The organism is Iodidimonas nitroreducens, assembly GCA_000710935.1.
In the GTDB taxonomy this organism is placed as follows: Bacteria; Pseudomonadota; Alphaproteobacteria; order Sphingomonadales; family Rhodothalassiaceae; genus Iodidimonas; species Iodidimonas nitroreducens.
Genome location: BAYV01000029.1, coordinates 1 through 15,135, shown reverse-complemented (window position 1 = coordinate 15,135; position 15,135 = coordinate 1). Strand labels below are relative to the sequence as shown.

Here is a 15,135-nt window from a genome sequence, read left to right as displayed (position 1 = left end):
TCGCGAAAAACCTACGAAAACACCCCTTTTCCTGACTATATAGTCAGCTTTCTGGGTCATCCGCGATGGTGTTCAGCAGGCGTTGTTTTGTCTTGTCATCGCAAAAAGCGGCGCTGATGGCCTGCCGGGTTAATTGCCGGAGATCTGCAGCATCCAGGCTCTCAAACAAAGAGGCATTGCGATATTCCTGTTCGATATCCGTATGGAAAAAGGGCGGATCATCGGAATTGAGGGTGATTTTCAATCCGCTTTGGATCAGGGCCGCCAAAGGATGCGTGGATCGTTCAGGATAAACGCCCAAAGCGACATTCGATCCCGGACACAGTTCCAAAACGATCCCCTTGTCGCGCAATTCATCCACAAGGGCCGGATCTTCGATGGCCCGCACCCCATGGCCGATCCGGCTGACCGCAAGGGCATCAATGGTGGCCTTGATGCTTTCGGGGCCCATCACCTCCCCGGCATGGCAGGTCAGCCCCAATCCGGCATCAGCCGCGCGAGCAAAAGCCTGTTTAAAATCAGCCGGATGCAGATAATGCTCATCACCCCCCATGCCAAATCCCACAACCATGGGATGGGGATGGCGATGGGCGAGTTCGGCCACCGCTTTGGCCCGCTCCACCCCATAATGGCGCACGGCGATCAGAATAATCCGGGCGGTGATCCCGAAATCGGCTTCGGCCTTTTGCATCGCCGCCGAAATGGCATCGATAAGCGTGGGATAAGACAGGCCATGATACTGCCCATGATCGGGCGACACAAAGCTTTCACCATAAATCAGGCCGCGCCGGGCCATGGCGGCATAATAATCATAGGTGATATCGAAATAATCTTCCGGCGTTTGGATCGCTTTGGCCATGGCATCATAGGATGCCAGAAACTCATGGAAATTATCCCAGGCATAAGCGCCATGCGCATCCAAAAGCCCCTGCAGATCCATGCCATGGCGCGCCCCCAGCTTCATCGCCATGGCGGGCGAAACGGTGCCTTCCAAATGGCAATGCAACTCCGCCATCGGGGGCAAGGAAAAGGCTGATGGATCCGCGCTCATCGGATGCCGCCCTCCAGGGTTTTGGCAAAGGCCTCGACACGGCTTTTCACCTCGGTCCATTCCGCTTCATGGGCTGCCAGATCAACGGTTTCAATCATCCGATCATGCATCACCACCTGCCCATTGACGATGGTGGTTTCAACATTCCCGGGATAGGCACCAAAAGCAATCGCGGCATAAACATCATAGCCCGGCTGCATATTGGGGGCATCGCGATCGATGATGATCAGATCGGCCAGCTTGCCCGCTTCGAGGGAGCCAAGATCGTCGCCGCGATCAAGGGCTTGGGCGCCGCCAATGGTCGCCATTTCAACAAGCTCAAGTGGTGTATAAGGGGTGGCATCCATCAGGCGCAGGCGCGCCACCGATGCCACATAATGCATCACGGTCAGGATATCCATTTGGTTTGAGCTCATCGGCCCATCGGTGCCAAGGCCGATATCCAGCCCCTTTTTCATCATTTCCCAAGCCGGTGAAATGCCGCTGGCCCCTTTGGAATTGGCTTTGGGATTATGGGAAACCCCCACCCCGCGTGCCTTCAACAAGTCCATATCCGCATCATCCAGATACAGCACATGGGCGGCTAGAAGCTTCGGCCCCAAAAAGCCGATCTGATCGAGATAGCTGATTTCCGAACGATAATTCGCCATGTCGGGATGGCGTTCGAGCACCATCTCATATTCATTGGGAAATTCCACCAGATGCATCAGCATCGGCACATCATATTGATCGGAAATCGCCTTGGCCGCCAGCAATTGCTCCTTATCCACAGTATAGGGGGCATGGGGGGCAATCGCCGGGGTGATCAGTTCATCGCCTTGATATTTCCTGATGAAATCTTCGGCATAGGCAAGCCCACCATAGGGTTTTGGGGAATCAACCACCGGGAAACCGATCACCGTTTGCCCCAAAACACCGCGCAGACCCACATCCTTGACAGCAATGGCCACTTCATCTTCATGATAATACATATCGGCAAAGCTGGTGACGCCGCCCATCGCCAGTTCGATCGCCGATTGCCGGGCCGATACGCGGATAAGCTGGCGGTTGAGCAATTCCTTCTCAAGCGGGAACATCACATCGAACAGCAGATTTTCAACCTCATATTCCCCCAGCCCCCGAAAGGCGACCATCGAGATATGATTATGCAGATTGATCATGCCGGGCATCACGATATCCCCCCCGGCGTCGATCAGCCGCTCGGGCTCATAATCGGCGGCAAGCGCGGGTCCGCCAACCTTGACAATCAAACGGTCGCGGATCGCCACCACGCCCTGGTCGATCACCTGTCGGCTGCCATCCATGGTCACAAGCGTTGCATTGGTTATCAGAAGATCAACTTTTTCGGCCTGCGCCAAAGGGGCGCCGATCAGGCCCACGCAAAGGGCTGCAACAAATCTGAACATCGATGTCATCCTTTTTCCCTGTCTTTTAAAATCTGGTTCAAAGCCTTATGATGGGGCAGCACAAGCCTTATCCGTTCAGTGAAAGCAAAAAGCCATCCCATGACCCCATTCGTTCCCGACCCCCGCAATCGCGATTTCATCTTTCCCGACCGCCCCACCGATGGTCTCACCTATCTCAGCCCCGATCAGGTGCAACAGTTCAATGAAGCGGGCTATATCAAGCTGCCCAAGGCCCTTGGCACGGACTGGCTCCAACGCCTGATGGCCGATATCGATCCCATCGAAGCCGGGATCGGCGATACCACTCTTAATCTGGATGGCGGGCGCAGCTTTCGCTATAAAGCCGATGCCATCAGCTTTGCCCGCAATCTGGTGGTCCATTCCAAAGCGGTGCGCGATCTGGTCACAAGCCCGCTCTTTGCCGCCATCGGTCATGATCTCATCGGCCCCGATCTGCGGCTCTATTGGGATCAGGCGGTTTATAAAAAGCCGGAAAAAGCCCGCATCTTTCCTTGGCATCAGGATAATGGCTATACCTTCACCGATCCCCAGCCCTATATCACCTGCTGGATCGCGCTGAATGATGCCACCCGCGATAATGGCTGCCCGTGGATTTTGCCCGGCATCCATCGTTTGGGCACCCTGATCCACGACAGCACCCCCGATGGAATCCGCCTGCGCGGCGCCGATCAGCCCCAAATTGAGGACACCGCCATCTGTGTTCCGGCCAAGGCTGGCGATATGGTGATTTTCTCGTCCCTCACCCCGCACAAAACAGGGGCCAATATCAGCAATGGCATCCGCAAGGCGCTGATCATCCAATTGATGCCCGATGGCCTGTGCTTCATCGAGGAAGATGGCAAGCGCATCGTCAAAAACGATCCCGTGCTGAATATGCTCATCCCGGCTCATGATAAGGCTCGCGCATAAAGCCTGGGCGCCGGATTTCCGGCCAGATACACATGACGCACCGCCCGATCATCGCCCAGCATCATCAGGATGAACAGGCGTTCCTCAAGGCTTTGGGCGCGGGCCATGCGCTGCGCCATGATGGGGGTTGCGGCATAATCCAGAACCAGAAAATCCGCCTCCCGCCCCGGCTGAAGGCTGCCCACCGCCTGATCGATATGAAGCGCCCGCGCGCCGCCCAATGTTGCGTGATAAAAGGCCTCATAAGCCCCGATCACCACCCCGCCCAGATGCGCCACCTTATAGGCTTCAGCCATGGTATCAAGAAGCGACAGGCTGGTGCCCGCACCGATATCCGTGCCCAAACCCAAGGGCACACCGGCCTTGCGCATCGCTTCATAGCGCATCAGGCCACTGCCTAAAAACAGATTGGATGTGGGACAGAAGGCCACCGCCGAACGCGCCTCGGCCAGCCTTTTTATCGCATCATCATCCAGATGAATGCCATGGGCGAAAACCGAGCGATCCCCCAGCAATCCATGGCGAGCATACACATCGAGATAATCCCGGGCATCGGGAAAAAGTGCCGCCACATGAGCACATTCAGACAGGTTTTCCGCCAGATGGGTTTGCATCAGAATATCACGATGTTCCGCCAGAAGCCGCCCCGCACTGGCAAGGCTCTCATCCGAGCAGGTGGGGGCAAAGCGCGGGGTGACGGCATAGCCAAGCCGCCCCACATGATGCCAACGCTCGATCAGCTTTTTGCTGGCCGCATAGCCATCCGCAGCACTTTCGAGCAAGCCCGCAGGGGCATCGCGATCCATTAAAACTTTGCCCGCAATCAGGCGCATATCAAGGGCGAGGGCGGCTTCAAACAAAGCCTCAACCGATTGGCTGTGCACGGTGCCGAAAACCAGCGCCGATGTGGTGCCATGGGCCAGCAGTGCATCCAGAAAAAGCGGTGCTGCCGCCTGGCAATGATCGGGATCGGCAAAATCCAGCTCGGCGGGGAAGGTATAATCGCGCAACCATTCCATCAATTGGCGGCCCGGGCTGGCGATCATCCCCATCTGCGGGAAATGCACATGGGCATCCACAAAGCCGGGCACGATCAGCCCGTTTTCATGGTGTGTCACATGCTGATCCGTGGCCAGTTGCGGGGAAAGTGCGCTGAAATCACCACAATCGGTGATCCTGCCATCCTCGATGATCAACAGGCCATCCAGATGATGAACAATGGCATCCGGGCCAAGGGCGGGATCATCCTTCAGAGTGAAAATCTCCCCGCGATGGGCGGTAACGGTCATGATGCGCCCCCCTCCAGATCGATCCTGATAGGCGGGGACAAGCGCACTTCAGCAAGATTATCGCCGGGCCCGCCCCGGTCGATCACCAGAAAATCGCTCGTCTCATCAAGGGCGAGGGAATAATGATGCCATGTGCCCGCATGATAATTCACCCCCTGATCGGGCCGGACGAGGAAGGCCACCACCGCCGCCGGATCAAAATCCCCGGGCGGGGCCACCACCACCAGATAAGGCCGGGGGCTCAAGGGATAAAAGGCCTGCGATCCCAGTGGATGGCGCTCCATCACCTCAAGAATTAAAGGCAGGGCTTTGGGCTGGCTGCGAAATATGCTGAGCAGCGGATGCCCGCCATCCCGTTCGAGATCAAGGCGGGCCAGATCATGAAAGCGGGTCGTGTGCCCTTCATTGATCTCGAAATGTTTGGCTGTCGTTTCCACCATCATCACATCGCCATAAGGGGCGAAGGCTTCTGGCGTTAAAGCCCGGGGCGTTATGGTCCTGCTTTCAGCGGTCATGGCGCGCTCTTTTGATCGCGCAGTTGATCAAGATAGGCCCCAAGCCGGGCGCGTTCTGCCGGTGTCATCCCCGTTTCATTGCCCAAGGGCATGATATCGGCCTCCACCGCCTGCGCCCGCACCCGCGCGGCATGTTGCTCAAGCTGCGCCTTGGTTTCCAGCATCACATCGGCGGGGGTGATCTCGAAAAATTCATGGCTGGGCTGGGCGGCATGGCAGCTTGTGCAATGGCGGCTGATGATCGGTTCAACATCGGCATAGCTGATCGCCCCATCAGGCTTCAGTGCGGCTTGCGCCCGATGCTGCATATCGGCGGCAAAGATCATGGTCAGCACAAAAATCGCCACGGCCAGAGCGATCAACCCGCCATGGGTTTTGCCATGATGACGCAGATTGAAAAAATGCCGGATGATGATGCCGGAAAGCGAAATCCCCGCCAGCACCGCCCAGCCATAGGGATTGGAAAAGGTCATGGGATAATGGTTCGAGACCATGATGAACAAGACCGGCAGGGTCATGTAATTATTGTGCAGTGATCGCTGCTTGGCGGCTATCCCCAGCGCCGGATCGGGCTGATCGCCGCGCAGCATGGCCGCCACCACCTTTTTCTGATTGGGAATGATGATGAAAAAAACATTCGCCACCATCGCCGTGCCGATCATCGCCCCCACATGGATATAGGCCCCCCGACCGGAGAAAACCTGATCAAGCCCATAGGCCGCCGCCGTTAACAGCGCAAACCAGATCACCCCCAAAAGCCGATGATGGCGGCCAAGGGGGGATCGACACAAAGCATCATAAATGAGCCAGCTTGCGACGAGCGAACCCAAACCGATGACAATCGCCTCGATCTGGCTGAGATCAGCCTTCAAGGGATCGATCAGATAGAGCGTGGCCCCATAATAATAAACCACCCCCAACAGAAGAAAGCCGCTGATCCAGGTGAAATAGGCTTCATATTTGAACCAGTGCAGATGTTCGGGCAGATCATCGGGAGCTACCAGATATTTCTTGTTATGGTAAAATCCGCCGCCATGCACAGCCCACAGATCCCCCGCCTCGCCGGGCTGGCTATGGGGCCCTTTGCGCAGATTATTATCAAGCCACACGAAATAGAATGAGGCCCCGATCCAGGCAATGCCGGTGATCACATGCAGCCAGCGGATGGCAAGGCCAATCCAGCTTACCCAATCAATGGTCACAGTCCCGCTCTCCCTTCCATGGGCTGATCAGCGCCCCGCACGATGTGCAAAAGCTCGGCGGCAACGGCAATGGCGATCACCTCTGGCTCCTTGCCCGGCGGCCCATCGAGGCCGATAGGACAAGTGAGCCTGCCGATCCGGGCTTCGTCCAGATGTTCTTCATCCCGAAAACGCTTGATAAACCGCGCCCGCTTGGTTTCCGATCCGATCAGCCCGCAATAGCGGCTATCGCCGCGCGCCAGAACAGCCGCCGTGATCTCGAAATCCAGCGGATGCGAATGGGTAAAAATCAGATAAAGCGCCCCCGCCGGGGCCGAGGCCACAAGGGCTTTGGGATCAGGCACCCTATGCTGGCGAATATGGGGCGGGGCATCGGCGGGAAAGGCATCGGCCCGTTGATCGATCCAATGCACATCAAAGGGCAAAGGGGCGAGAACTGCCGCCACAGCCCGGCCTACATGCCCCGCGCCAAACATATAAAGGGGCGCATAAGGCGAGCCACAATTTTGGATGACCGAGGCGATGTCGTCCACAGCGACAGGCATGGATGGCTCAAAGCAACGCCCTGCCCCATCATAAAGCGCTACCGCCCGATCCGCCGCCAATCCATCCGGGCACTGTGATCGGGTGATCAACCGATGATGAGGCTGGCCCGCCGAAGGGCCAGGATGGGTCTGCAACAGGGCCTGCGGGTCGCCCGCCATGGCATCGAGCAAGGGACGATCGCTGGCATCAAAAGGATCAAACAATAAGGTAACCCGCCCGCCGCAGCATTGATCAAGCTTCGGCCCCAAAGCAAAATCGCGCAGAAAGGGATCGGCGCCTGCGGCCAGCGCATCCCGGGCCAGTTGGATCGCCTGATATTCCAAAGCTCCGCCGCCAATCGTGCCCGATAGGCCATCGGGCATCACGCACATCACCGCCCCCGGGCCGCGCGGCACCGAGCCATAAGCGGCCACCACACTCACCAGCATGAAAGCCGATGGGGACGCCGGGATCAGATCGATCAAGGCACCGCGATCAGCCATGATCGAGCGATCCGGCAAAAGCCTTCATCCCCACGGCCCCCAGCCCGGTTTGATGGATCGCCTGCAGGATCGCTTCCGGGGTGGCCGGGGCATCAAGACAGGGGCGCACCGGCCCATCGGCGAGGCTTGCCAAGGCATCCACAAGGGCGGAATGCACCGATATTGCCAACATGAAGGGGGGCTCGCCCACCGCTTTCGAGCGATGAATGGTGGCTTCCTTATTGGCATTATCAAACAAGCTGATGCGGAAATGATCGGGGCGATCGCTGGCCGCCGGGATTTTATAGGTGGATGGCGCATGGGTGCGCAGCCGGCCATCGGCGTCAAAAACCAGCTCTTCGGTGGTCAGCCAGCCCATGCCCTGGATGAAGCCCCCTTCGATCTGGCCTTTATCCACCGCGGGATTAAGGGAGCGCCCCACATCATGAAGGATATCAACCGCCAGCACCCGGCTTTCCCCGGTCAGCACATCGATCACCACTTCGGAAAGCGCCGCCCCATAGGCATAATAATAAAAAGGGCGGCCCTGATGCTTCGCCCGATCATAATGAATATCGGGGGTTTTATAAAAACCGGTGGATGACAGGGAAATGCGCGCGAAATAAGCCTCGCGCACCAAAGCATCAAAGCTGATCTCTTCATTGCCGATCACCACCCGATTGGCTTCAAACCGCACCTGATCCCTGCCGACACCGGCTTTTTCGCAGGCAAAATCGATCAGCCTGTTTTTGATGGTGCGCGCCGCCGCCTGGGCTGCCATGCCATTGAGATCCGATCCCGATGAGGCCGCCGTAGCCGAGCTATTGGGCACCTTGCCGGTATGGGTGGCGGTGATCTTGATGCGGCTGAGATCGATCTGGAATTCTTCCGCCACCACCTGCGCCACCTTGGTCATCAGGCCCTGACCCATTTCCGTGCCACCATGATTGAGATGCACCGAGCCATCGGCATAAAGATGCACCAAAGCCCCCGCCTGATTGAGATGGGTGGCGGTAAAGGATATGCCGAATTTCACCGGGGTGAGCGCCAATCCCTTTTTCTGCCAGCGATGGCTTTCATTAAAGGCCTGCACCGCAGCACGGCGGGCGGCATAATCGGTCTCATCCGCCAGATCGGCCATGATCTGGCCAATCACATTATCCGTCACCTGCTGATGATAAGGGGTAAGATCGCGCCCCGCTCCGCCATAAAGATTGAGGCAGCGCACCGCATAAGGGTCTTTCCCCAAAAAAGCGGCGATATCATCCATCACCCGTTCGATACCGATCACCCCTTGCGGCCCGCCAAAGCCCCGAAAGGCGGTATTGGAAACGCTGTGCGTGCGGCAACGAAAAGATGTGATCTCCACATGCGGCAGAAAATAGGCATTATCGGCGTGAAACATGGCCCGATCAGAAACCGCCAAAGACAGATCCGCCGCATAGCCACAGCGGATGAACTGCTCAAAGGCAATCCCCTCGATCCGCCCATCGGCATCAAAGCCGACATCATAGGTGATCAGCGCTTCATGGCGCTTGCCGGTGATCACCATATCATCATCGCGATCAAGGCGGAATTTCGCCGGTCGCCCTGTGTGTTTTGCCACCACAGCCGCCAAGGCCGCAAAAATCGCCGGTTGGCTTTCCTTGCCGCCAAAGCCCCCGCCCATGCGCCGCACCTCAACCGAAACCGCATGATTGGCCACCCCCAAAACTTCGGCCACCAGATGCTGAAGCTCGCTGGGATGCTGGGTGCTGGAAGTGATATGCACATCTTCATCTTCGCCGGGAATGGCCAAAGCCACCTGCCCTTCCAGATAAAAATGATCCTGCCCATTCACCGCAAGCTGGCCCTGCAAACGATGGGCGGCAGCCTTCAGGGCTTTGCTGGCATCGCCCCGCGCCATTTTTTGCGGCGGCTCAAGATAAGATCCGGCCTGATGGGCATCAGCAATCGTCAAAATCGGTGCCAGCACCTCATAGCTGATCTGGGCAAGGCTGGCGGCATGGCGGGCCTGATCGATGCTATTGGCCGCCACCACCGCCACCGGATGGCCCGCATAATGCACCAGCCCATCGGCCAGCAGCGGCTCATCCTTGAACACCGCACCAATCTGGTTTGCGGCGGGCAAATCCGCCGCCGTCACCACCATCGCCACCCCGGGGGCCGCGCGCACCGCATCCAGATCCATCGCGGTGATGCGGGCATGAGCATGGGGGCTTTGCAGGGCATAAAGATGCAGCAGGCCTTTGGGCTCGGGCAGATCATCCACATAGCGGGCGCTGCCGGCCACATGCTTGGCGGCGCTATCATGGGCGATGGCTGTGGCCACCCCGCCGCTGATCGGGGCCTTGGGCTTTTCGGTTTTTACATCAGCCATTTTTACATCAGTCATGGGCTGCCTCCCCCACCATGGCCTGTGGATCGGCACCCGGACCCACCAGCCGCAAAGGCCCGGATGTGCCGGAGAGTTCGAGCCAGGCCTTATAGAGCACATTGCGGGCCGCCATCATGCGATAATCGGCGCTGGCCCGCATATCGCTTAAAGGTGTGAAATCCTGGCCCAAAGCTGCCATCGCCGCATTTATCTGTGGCTCATCCCATGCTTTGCCCAGCAAGGCCTGCTCGGCATGCTCTGCGCGTTTCGGGGTGGCGGCCATGCCACCGAAGGCGATCCGCACCGCCTTCACATGATCATCAACCACATGCACGAAAAGGGCAAAGCACAGCGCCGAAATATCCTGATCAAAGCGCTTGGAGATTTTATAACAGCGAAGATGCTGATTGGCCTCGATTTTCGGCACCCGGATATGTTCGACAAATTCGCCGGGCGTGCGACCCTGCCGCCCATAGGCCAGAAAATAATCCTGAAGGGGCACGGTGCGCCGCTGATCGCCATGGCGCAGGGTGATGCTGGCCCCCAGGGCAATCAAAGGCGGCATGCTATCGCCAATCGGCGAGCCATTGGCGATATTGCCCCCCAATGTGCCCGAATTCCGCACCTGAACCGAGCCAAATCGCCGCCATAATTCCCCGATATCAGGATGAAGGGCGGCAAGGGCGGCCATCGCATCGCTATGGCGCACCGCCGCACCGATGGTGATCTCTTTTTCATCGTCCGTGATGCTGCGCAGATCATCGATAGCGGTGATCGAAATCAGATGCTGCAAGCGCCGATGCTGCTTGGTGACCCACAACCCAACATCAGTGCCCCCCGCCAAAATTGTGGCATCGGGGGCCACCATCAGGGCCTTTGCCAGTTCATCGCTATTGCGAGGGGCCTGATAATGCTGAGGCACGCCGGTGATCGGGCATGGCACGGTGATATCAAGCATTGCGCTGCGCCGGATCGCCGCAAGCCGTTGCGCGGCGCCATCGATCTCGGGTCGGGCATTGGCCGCACTCGCCAATTGCCGCCCCACCGCCTCTCCGGCATCAAGGATCGGGCCATAGCCGGTGCAGCGGCACAGATTGCCCGCCAGAACATCCTTTAAAACCTGCCGGTCGAATGATCCATCATTCAGATAATGGGCATAAAGCGACATCACAAAGCCCGGCGTGCAAAAGCCGCATTGCGATCCATGAAGATCGACCATCGCCTGCTGCACCGGATGCAGACCGCCATTTTTCTGCGCCAGACCCTCGACAGTGAAAACATCCTTCCCATCCAGTTCAGGCAGAAACAGGATGCAGGCATTCACCGCACGATAGTGCACCCGCCCATTTTCCAGCGCCCCGATGACGATGGTACAAGCACCGCAATCGCCTTCCGCGCAACCTTCCTTGCTGCCGGTCAAAGCCAGCCCATAGCGCAAAGCCCCCAGAACCGATTGCGTGCAATCCGTTACCGGCACGTCGACCAATATTTGATTAAGATAAAAACGAACCGTGCCGGGCATTATTCAACTTCCACGATAGGTGCTATAGCCAAAGGGCGAAACCAATAAAGGCACATGATAATGCGCCTTGGCGTCATTGACACCAAAATTTATGACCACCTGATCAAGAAATGGTGGATCGGGCAGATCAACAGCCTTTCCGGCAAAATAGGAAGCCACATCAAATTCAAGACGATAGCGGCCAATTTTCAGATCTTCGGCAGCGATCAAAGGCTGATCGCAACGGCCATCGGAATTGGTTTTCGTGGTCAGCAACAAAGCGTCGCCATCATCATTGCGGGCATAAAGGCGAATGCTGACCCCTGCCGCCGGTGTGCCATGGGTGGTATCGAGAATATGTGTTGTCAATCCGGCCATGAAGCCTCAATCCTTCCTCAAATCCTGTTTTGCCGAAAAATCCGGCCCTTCAATCTTATCCTGATCCTGAGACATCTTTATGCCAATAACAAAGACCCGCGATGATCAGGGCTGAAAGGGGCCAAACGATCTGCGAGACACACAAGATAAATTGTTAGCAATTTTCATCCGCCAAGTTTACAATTTTTGTCGATATCGTAAACCGTTAATTTATAATCGCGACGAACGCCCGCATTCCCGCCCTTTCCATCAACAGGAAATAACCGTGACACCGACCCCCTATCCCCGCGACATGATCGGCTATGGCCCCACCCCGCCACAGGCGCAATGGCCGGGAAAAGCCCGCCTCGCCTTGCAATTCGTTTTGAATTATGAGGAGGGTGGCGAGCGATCCATATTGCATGGCGATGATGAGGCGGAAATGTTCCTGTCGGAAATCGTCAATGCCCCGCGCATCGAGCACGCCCGCCATATGAGCATGGAATCGCTTTATGAATATGGCAGCCGGGTGGGCGTTTGGCGGTTGCTCGATCTGTTTTCCGCCTATCGGATGCCCCTCACCCTTTTTGCGGTGGCCATGGCCTTGGAGCGCAATCCGGCGGTGGCGGAGCGGGCGCTTCTCGATGGCCATGAAATCTGTTCGCACGGCTATCGCTGGATCGATTATCAATCCGTGCCGGAAGAGATCGAACGCGCCCATCTGGAAAAGGCCATCGCAGTTCACCAAAAAATCACCGGCAGCCGTCCGCTGGGCTGGTATACGGGCCGCACCGGCCCCAATAGCCGCCGGATCATTGCCGAAGAAGGCGGATTTCTTTATGATGCCGATGATTATAATGATGATCTGCCCTTCTGGACCCGCCCCGCAGGTAAGCCGCATCTCGTCGTCCCCTATACCCTTGATGCCAATGATATGCGCTTTGCAACGGTGCAGGGCTTCAATAGCGGCGAGCAGTTTTTCCACTATCTGAAAGACAGCTTTGATGTGCTTTATGCCGAAGGGACGACGGTGCCGCGCATGATGTCGGTGGGGCTGCATTGCCGGATCGTTGGCAGGCCGGGAAGGATAGCCGCGCTCAAACGCTTTCTTGATTATGTGCAGGGCTTTGACGATCTATGGATTTGTCGGCGGGTGGATATTGCCCGCCATTGGATCGCCACCCATCCGGCACCCCAAGACTGAAAAATCGGGAGTTTATGACATGCCAAAGCTGACCCCTCGCCCTTCGTCCCTGACGGAATCCGATTTCATCACGGCTTATGGCGGCATTTACGAACATTCCCCCTGGGTGGCCGAGCGGATATGGTCGCTTGTGCCCGGCGGCAGCCTTGATCAGGCGGATCGCCTGCATGAAGCCATGCACAAGACTGTGGAGGCAGCCAGCCATGATGAAAAACTGAACCTCATCAAAGCGCATCCCGATCTGGCGGGCAAGGCGGCTTTGGCCGGGGCTTTATCGAAGGATTCCACCACCGAACAGGCGGGGGCGGGCCTTGATCGTTTGTCGCCAGAACAATTCGCCCGGTTCAAAACCCTTAATCAGGCCTATAAATCGCGCTTTGGTTTTCCCTTCATCATCGCCGTGCGCGGGCTGGATGCCGATGCGATCCTCAATGCTTTTGAACGCCGTTTGGAGCATGATGCCGGACAGGAATTCCAAACGGCCATGGCTGAAATCCATAAAATCGCCCGTCTGCGTCTCGATGCGATGGAAGCTTGAACTCACACCCCTTTTTTTCCAGATGGAGACGACAGCATGCAGGCCGCACCCGTGATCGACAGGGGATGGACAGACCTCGCCAGCCCGCGCCTTGGCAGTCAGGTGGTTTTTGCCAATGATGATTTTTTTGCCGATAAATCCCGGCTGATCGATCCCACAGAGCCGCAGTTCATCCCCGGAAAATATGATGCGAATGGCAAATGGATGGATGGCTGGGAAAGCCGCCGCAAGCGCGGGCCGGGCCATGATCATTGCATCATCAGACTGGGCCATGCCGGGCTGATCGCAGCGTTCGAGATCGATACCCGCCATTTTACCGGCAATTTTCCCCCCGCCGCCTCGATCGATCTGTGCCAGAGCACGGATGAAATCCCCGATGATCGGGCCCCATGGCTCGAAGCCATCGGCATCACCGCACTGGCCGGGAATGATCGTCTGCTGATCCGCCTGCCGCAGCCGATGAAGGCCAGCCATGTGCGGCTCAATATCTATCCCGATGGCGGGGTGGCGCGGCTGCGCGTTTATGGCCATATCGATTTCGATCCCGCCCGCCTAACAAGCGGCGAGCCCATCGATCTGGCGGCTTTGGTCCATGGAGGCCGGGCGGTGGCCGCCAATGATGCCCATTTTGGCAGGCCCGACAATCTGATCGCACCCGGCAGGGGCGTTGATATGGGCGATGGCTGGGAAACCCGCCGCCGCCGCGAGCCGGGCCATGATTGGGCGATCCTTGCCCTTGGCTGCCCCGGGGTGATTTCAAAAATCCTGATCGATACCGCCCATTTCAAAGGCAATTATCCCGATCAATTTTCTTTGCAGGCCGCTTTTTGCCCCCATAGCCCCGATGAACTGCTGATCGTGCAATCGCAATTCTGGGATACGCTTCTACCGCCGAATCCCTTGCAGGCTGATGACGAACATCTGATCACCGATGGCATTAAACAGATCGGGCCGGTGAGCCATGTGCGGCTCAATATCCATCCCGATGGCGGGGTCAGCCGCCTGCGGCTTTATGGCCTGCCCCATCTTCAGGATGCACGATAAAGCCTAGGGTCAGGACCCATGATCAGCGATATAACCAGGGCATCTGCTGCTTTTGTTGGGCTTCAAAGGCAGCAATGGCCTCGCCATGATCTTTCAGGGTGAGGCCCACCTCATCCAACCCTTCCAACAGGCATTTGCGGCGAAAGGGATCAAGGCTGAACTCATAGACCGTGCCATCCAAAAGGCGCAGGCTTTGGTTTGGCAGATCGACCAGAACCTCATGCCCGGCTTCGCCCTCGGCGGCGACCTTTTCCACCTGCGCGCGATCAAGCACCACAGTGAGAATCCCATTTTTATAGGCATTCGAGGCAAAAATATCGGCAAATCCCGGCGCAATGATGCAGCGATAACCCAGATCAGACAGCCCCCACAAAGCATGTTCGCGGCTGGATCCGCAGCCGAAATTATCACCTGTGACCAAAATCCGGCTTTCAGAAAAACGCGGCTGATTGAATACACAATCCGGATCGGGGCTGCCATCCTCCAAAAAGCGCACGGCGGCGAATGTCCCCTCCCCCAAACCAAGACGGGAGACGGTTTTGAGATAACGCGACGAGATGATCACATCAGTATCGATATTATTGCGCAAAAATGGCGTGGGCACCGATTTGACGGTTTGAAACGGTTCCATCAGGCAATCTCCGCAGTTTTGGATGACAATCGGCGCACATCGGTCAGATGTCCGGTGATCGCCGCCGCCGCCGCCGTCGCTGG

14 protein-coding genes are annotated in these 15,135 nt (G+C 57.4%); 4 read left to right on the top strand and 10 right to left on the bottom strand.

Annotated elements, in window-relative coordinates:
* Positions 1–43 precede the first annotated feature (43 nt).
* Complete coding sequence (add, locus tag AQ1_RS10965; RefSeq protein WP_042087225.1) at positions 44–1,051, bottom strand: adenosine deaminase; 1,008 nt, start codon at positions 1,049–1,051, stop codon at positions 44–46.
* Positions 1,048–2,457 (bottom strand): amidohydrolase family protein, encoded by a 1,410-nt coding sequence (locus tag AQ1_RS10960; protein ID WP_042087261.1) that lies wholly within the window; start codon positions 2,455–2,457, stop codon positions 1,048–1,050. The genes add and AQ1_RS10960 overlap by 4 nt, the downstream gene beginning before the upstream one ends.
* Before the next feature lie 99 nt (positions 2,458–2,556).
* Between AQ1_RS10960 and AQ1_RS10955 the strand changes: the two genes are divergently transcribed.
* Entirely contained in the window at positions 2,557–3,387 is an 831-nt protein-coding gene (locus AQ1_RS10955) for a phytanoyl-CoA dioxygenase family protein (RefSeq protein ID WP_042087222.1), read from the top strand.
* Here the strand turns inward: AQ1_RS10955 and guaD are convergent.
* Genes guaD through uraH form a run of 7 tightly spaced genes read right to left on the bottom strand, consistent with a single transcriptional unit; the run spans position 3,366 to position 11,656 of the window.
* On the bottom strand, positions 3,366–4,676 hold the full coding sequence (guaD, locus tag AQ1_RS10950; protein ID WP_042087220.1) for a guanine deaminase: 1,311 nt from the start codon (positions 4,674–4,676) through the stop codon (positions 3,366–3,368). The genes AQ1_RS10955 and guaD overlap by 22 nt on opposite strands.
* Complete coding sequence (locus AQ1_RS10945; RefSeq protein ID WP_042087219.1) at positions 4,673–5,191, bottom strand: ureidoglycolate lyase; 519 nt, start codon at positions 5,189–5,191, stop codon at positions 4,673–4,675. Before AQ1_RS10945 ends, guaD begins: the two co-directional genes overlap by 4 nt.
* The gene (locus AQ1_RS10940) at positions 5,188–6,393 is read right to left on the bottom strand and encodes a urate hydroxylase PuuD (RefSeq protein WP_042087217.1); all 1,206 of its coding nucleotides are present in this window, start codon (positions 6,391–6,393) and stop codon (positions 5,188–5,190) included. The genes AQ1_RS10945 and AQ1_RS10940 overlap by 4 nt, the downstream gene beginning before the upstream one ends.
* Entirely contained in the window at positions 6,390–7,421 is a 1,032-nt protein-coding gene (xdhC, locus tag AQ1_RS10935) for a xanthine dehydrogenase accessory protein XdhC (RefSeq protein ID WP_042087214.1), read from the bottom strand. The genes AQ1_RS10940 and xdhC overlap by 4 nt, the downstream gene beginning before the upstream one ends.
* Entirely contained in the window at positions 7,414–9,795 is a 2,382-nt protein-coding gene (gene xdhB / locus AQ1_RS10930; protein ID WP_052371221.1) for a xanthine dehydrogenase molybdopterin binding subunit, read from the bottom strand. Before xdhB ends, xdhC begins: the two co-directional genes overlap by 8 nt.
* Positions 9,788–11,299 (bottom strand): xanthine dehydrogenase small subunit, encoded by a 1,512-nt coding sequence (gene xdhA / locus AQ1_RS10925; protein WP_042087211.1) that lies wholly within the window; start codon positions 11,297–11,299, stop codon positions 9,788–9,790. Before xdhA ends, xdhB begins: the two co-directional genes overlap by 8 nt.
* A 3-nt stretch (positions 11,300–11,302) precedes the next feature.
* Positions 11,303–11,656 carry a hydroxyisourate hydrolase gene (gene uraH, locus AQ1_RS10920; RefSeq protein ID WP_042087209.1) on the bottom strand — a complete coding sequence of 118 codons (354 nt, stop codon included), beginning with the start codon at positions 11,654–11,656 and terminating at the stop codon, positions 11,303–11,305.
* A 292-nt stretch (positions 11,657–11,948) separates the two neighbouring features.
* On the opposite strand from uraH, the gene puuE reads away from it, so the two are divergent.
* Genes puuE through alc form a run of 3 tightly spaced genes read left to right on the top strand, consistent with a single transcriptional unit; the run spans position 11,949 to position 14,421 of the window.
* Positions 11,949–12,839, top strand: coding sequence for an allantoinase PuuE (puuE, locus tag AQ1_RS10915; protein ID WP_042087256.1), 891 nt, complete (start codon positions 11,949–11,951; stop codon positions 12,837–12,839).
* 19 nt (positions 12,840–12,858) lie between these two features.
* On the top strand, positions 12,859–13,377 hold the full coding sequence (gene uraD, locus AQ1_RS10910; RefSeq protein WP_042087206.1) for a 2-oxo-4-hydroxy-4-carboxy-5-ureidoimidazoline decarboxylase: 519 nt from the start codon (positions 12,859–12,861) through the stop codon (positions 13,375–13,377).
* A 36-nt stretch (positions 13,378–13,413) separates the two neighbouring features.
* Entirely contained in the window at positions 13,414–14,421 is a 1,008-nt protein-coding gene (gene alc / locus AQ1_RS10905; RefSeq protein WP_042087205.1) for an allantoicase, read from the top strand.
* Positions 14,422–14,443: 22 nt separating this feature from the next.
* Here the strand turns inward: alc and leuD are convergent, their stop codons facing one another.
* Entirely contained in the window at positions 14,444–15,052 is a 609-nt protein-coding gene (leuD, locus tag AQ1_RS10900) for a 3-isopropylmalate dehydratase small subunit (RefSeq protein WP_042087203.1), read from the bottom strand.
* Positions 15,053–15,135 lie beyond the last annotated feature (83 nt).

Excerpts from the sequence above, each read along its gene's own strand:
- AQ1_RS10960 (WP_042087261.1), bottom strand. The coding sequence starts at position 2,457 with ATGTTCAGATTTGTTGCAGCCCTTTGCGTGGGCCTGATCGGCGCCCCT.
- xdhA (WP_042087211.1), bottom strand. The coding sequence starts at position 11,299 with ATGCCCGGCACGGTTCGTTTTTATCTTAATCAAATATTGGTCGACGTG.
- AQ1_RS10955 (WP_042087222.1), top strand. The coding sequence starts at position 2,557 with ATGACCCCATTCGTTCCCGACCCCCGCAATCGCGATTTCATCTTTCCC.
- alc (WP_042087205.1), top strand. The coding sequence starts at position 13,414 with ATGCAGGCCGCACCCGTGATCGACAGGGGATGGACAGACCTCGCCAGC.
- puuE (WP_042087256.1), top strand. The coding sequence starts at position 11,949 with ATGATCGGCTATGGCCCCACCCCGCCACAGGCGCAATGGCCGGGAAAA.
- leuD (WP_042087203.1), bottom strand. The coding sequence starts at position 15,052 with ATGGAACCGTTTCAAACCGTCAAATCGGTGCCCACGCCATTTTTGCGC.
- uraH (WP_042087209.1), bottom strand. The coding sequence starts at position 11,656 with ATGGCCGGATTGACAACACATATTCTCGATACCACCCATGGCACACCG.
- xdhB (WP_052371221.1), bottom strand. The coding sequence starts at position 9,795 with ATGACTGATGTAAAAATGGCTGATGTAAAAACCGAAAAGCCCAAGGCC.
- xdhC (WP_042087214.1), bottom strand. The coding sequence starts at position 7,421 with ATGGCTGATCGCGGTGCCTTGATCGATCTGATCCCGGCGTCCCCATCG.
- uraD (WP_042087206.1), top strand. The coding sequence starts at position 12,859 with ATGCCAAAGCTGACCCCTCGCCCTTCGTCCCTGACGGAATCCGATTTC.
- AQ1_RS10945 (WP_042087219.1), bottom strand. The coding sequence starts at position 5,191 with ATGACCGCTGAAAGCAGGACCATAACGCCCCGGGCTTTAACGCCAGAA.
- add (WP_042087225.1), bottom strand. The coding sequence starts at position 1,051 with ATGAGCGCGGATCCATCAGCCTTTTCCTTGCCCCCGATGGCGGAGTTG.
- guaD (WP_042087220.1), bottom strand. The coding sequence starts at position 4,676 with ATGACCGTTACCGCCCATCGCGGGGAGATTTTCACTCTGAAGGATGAT.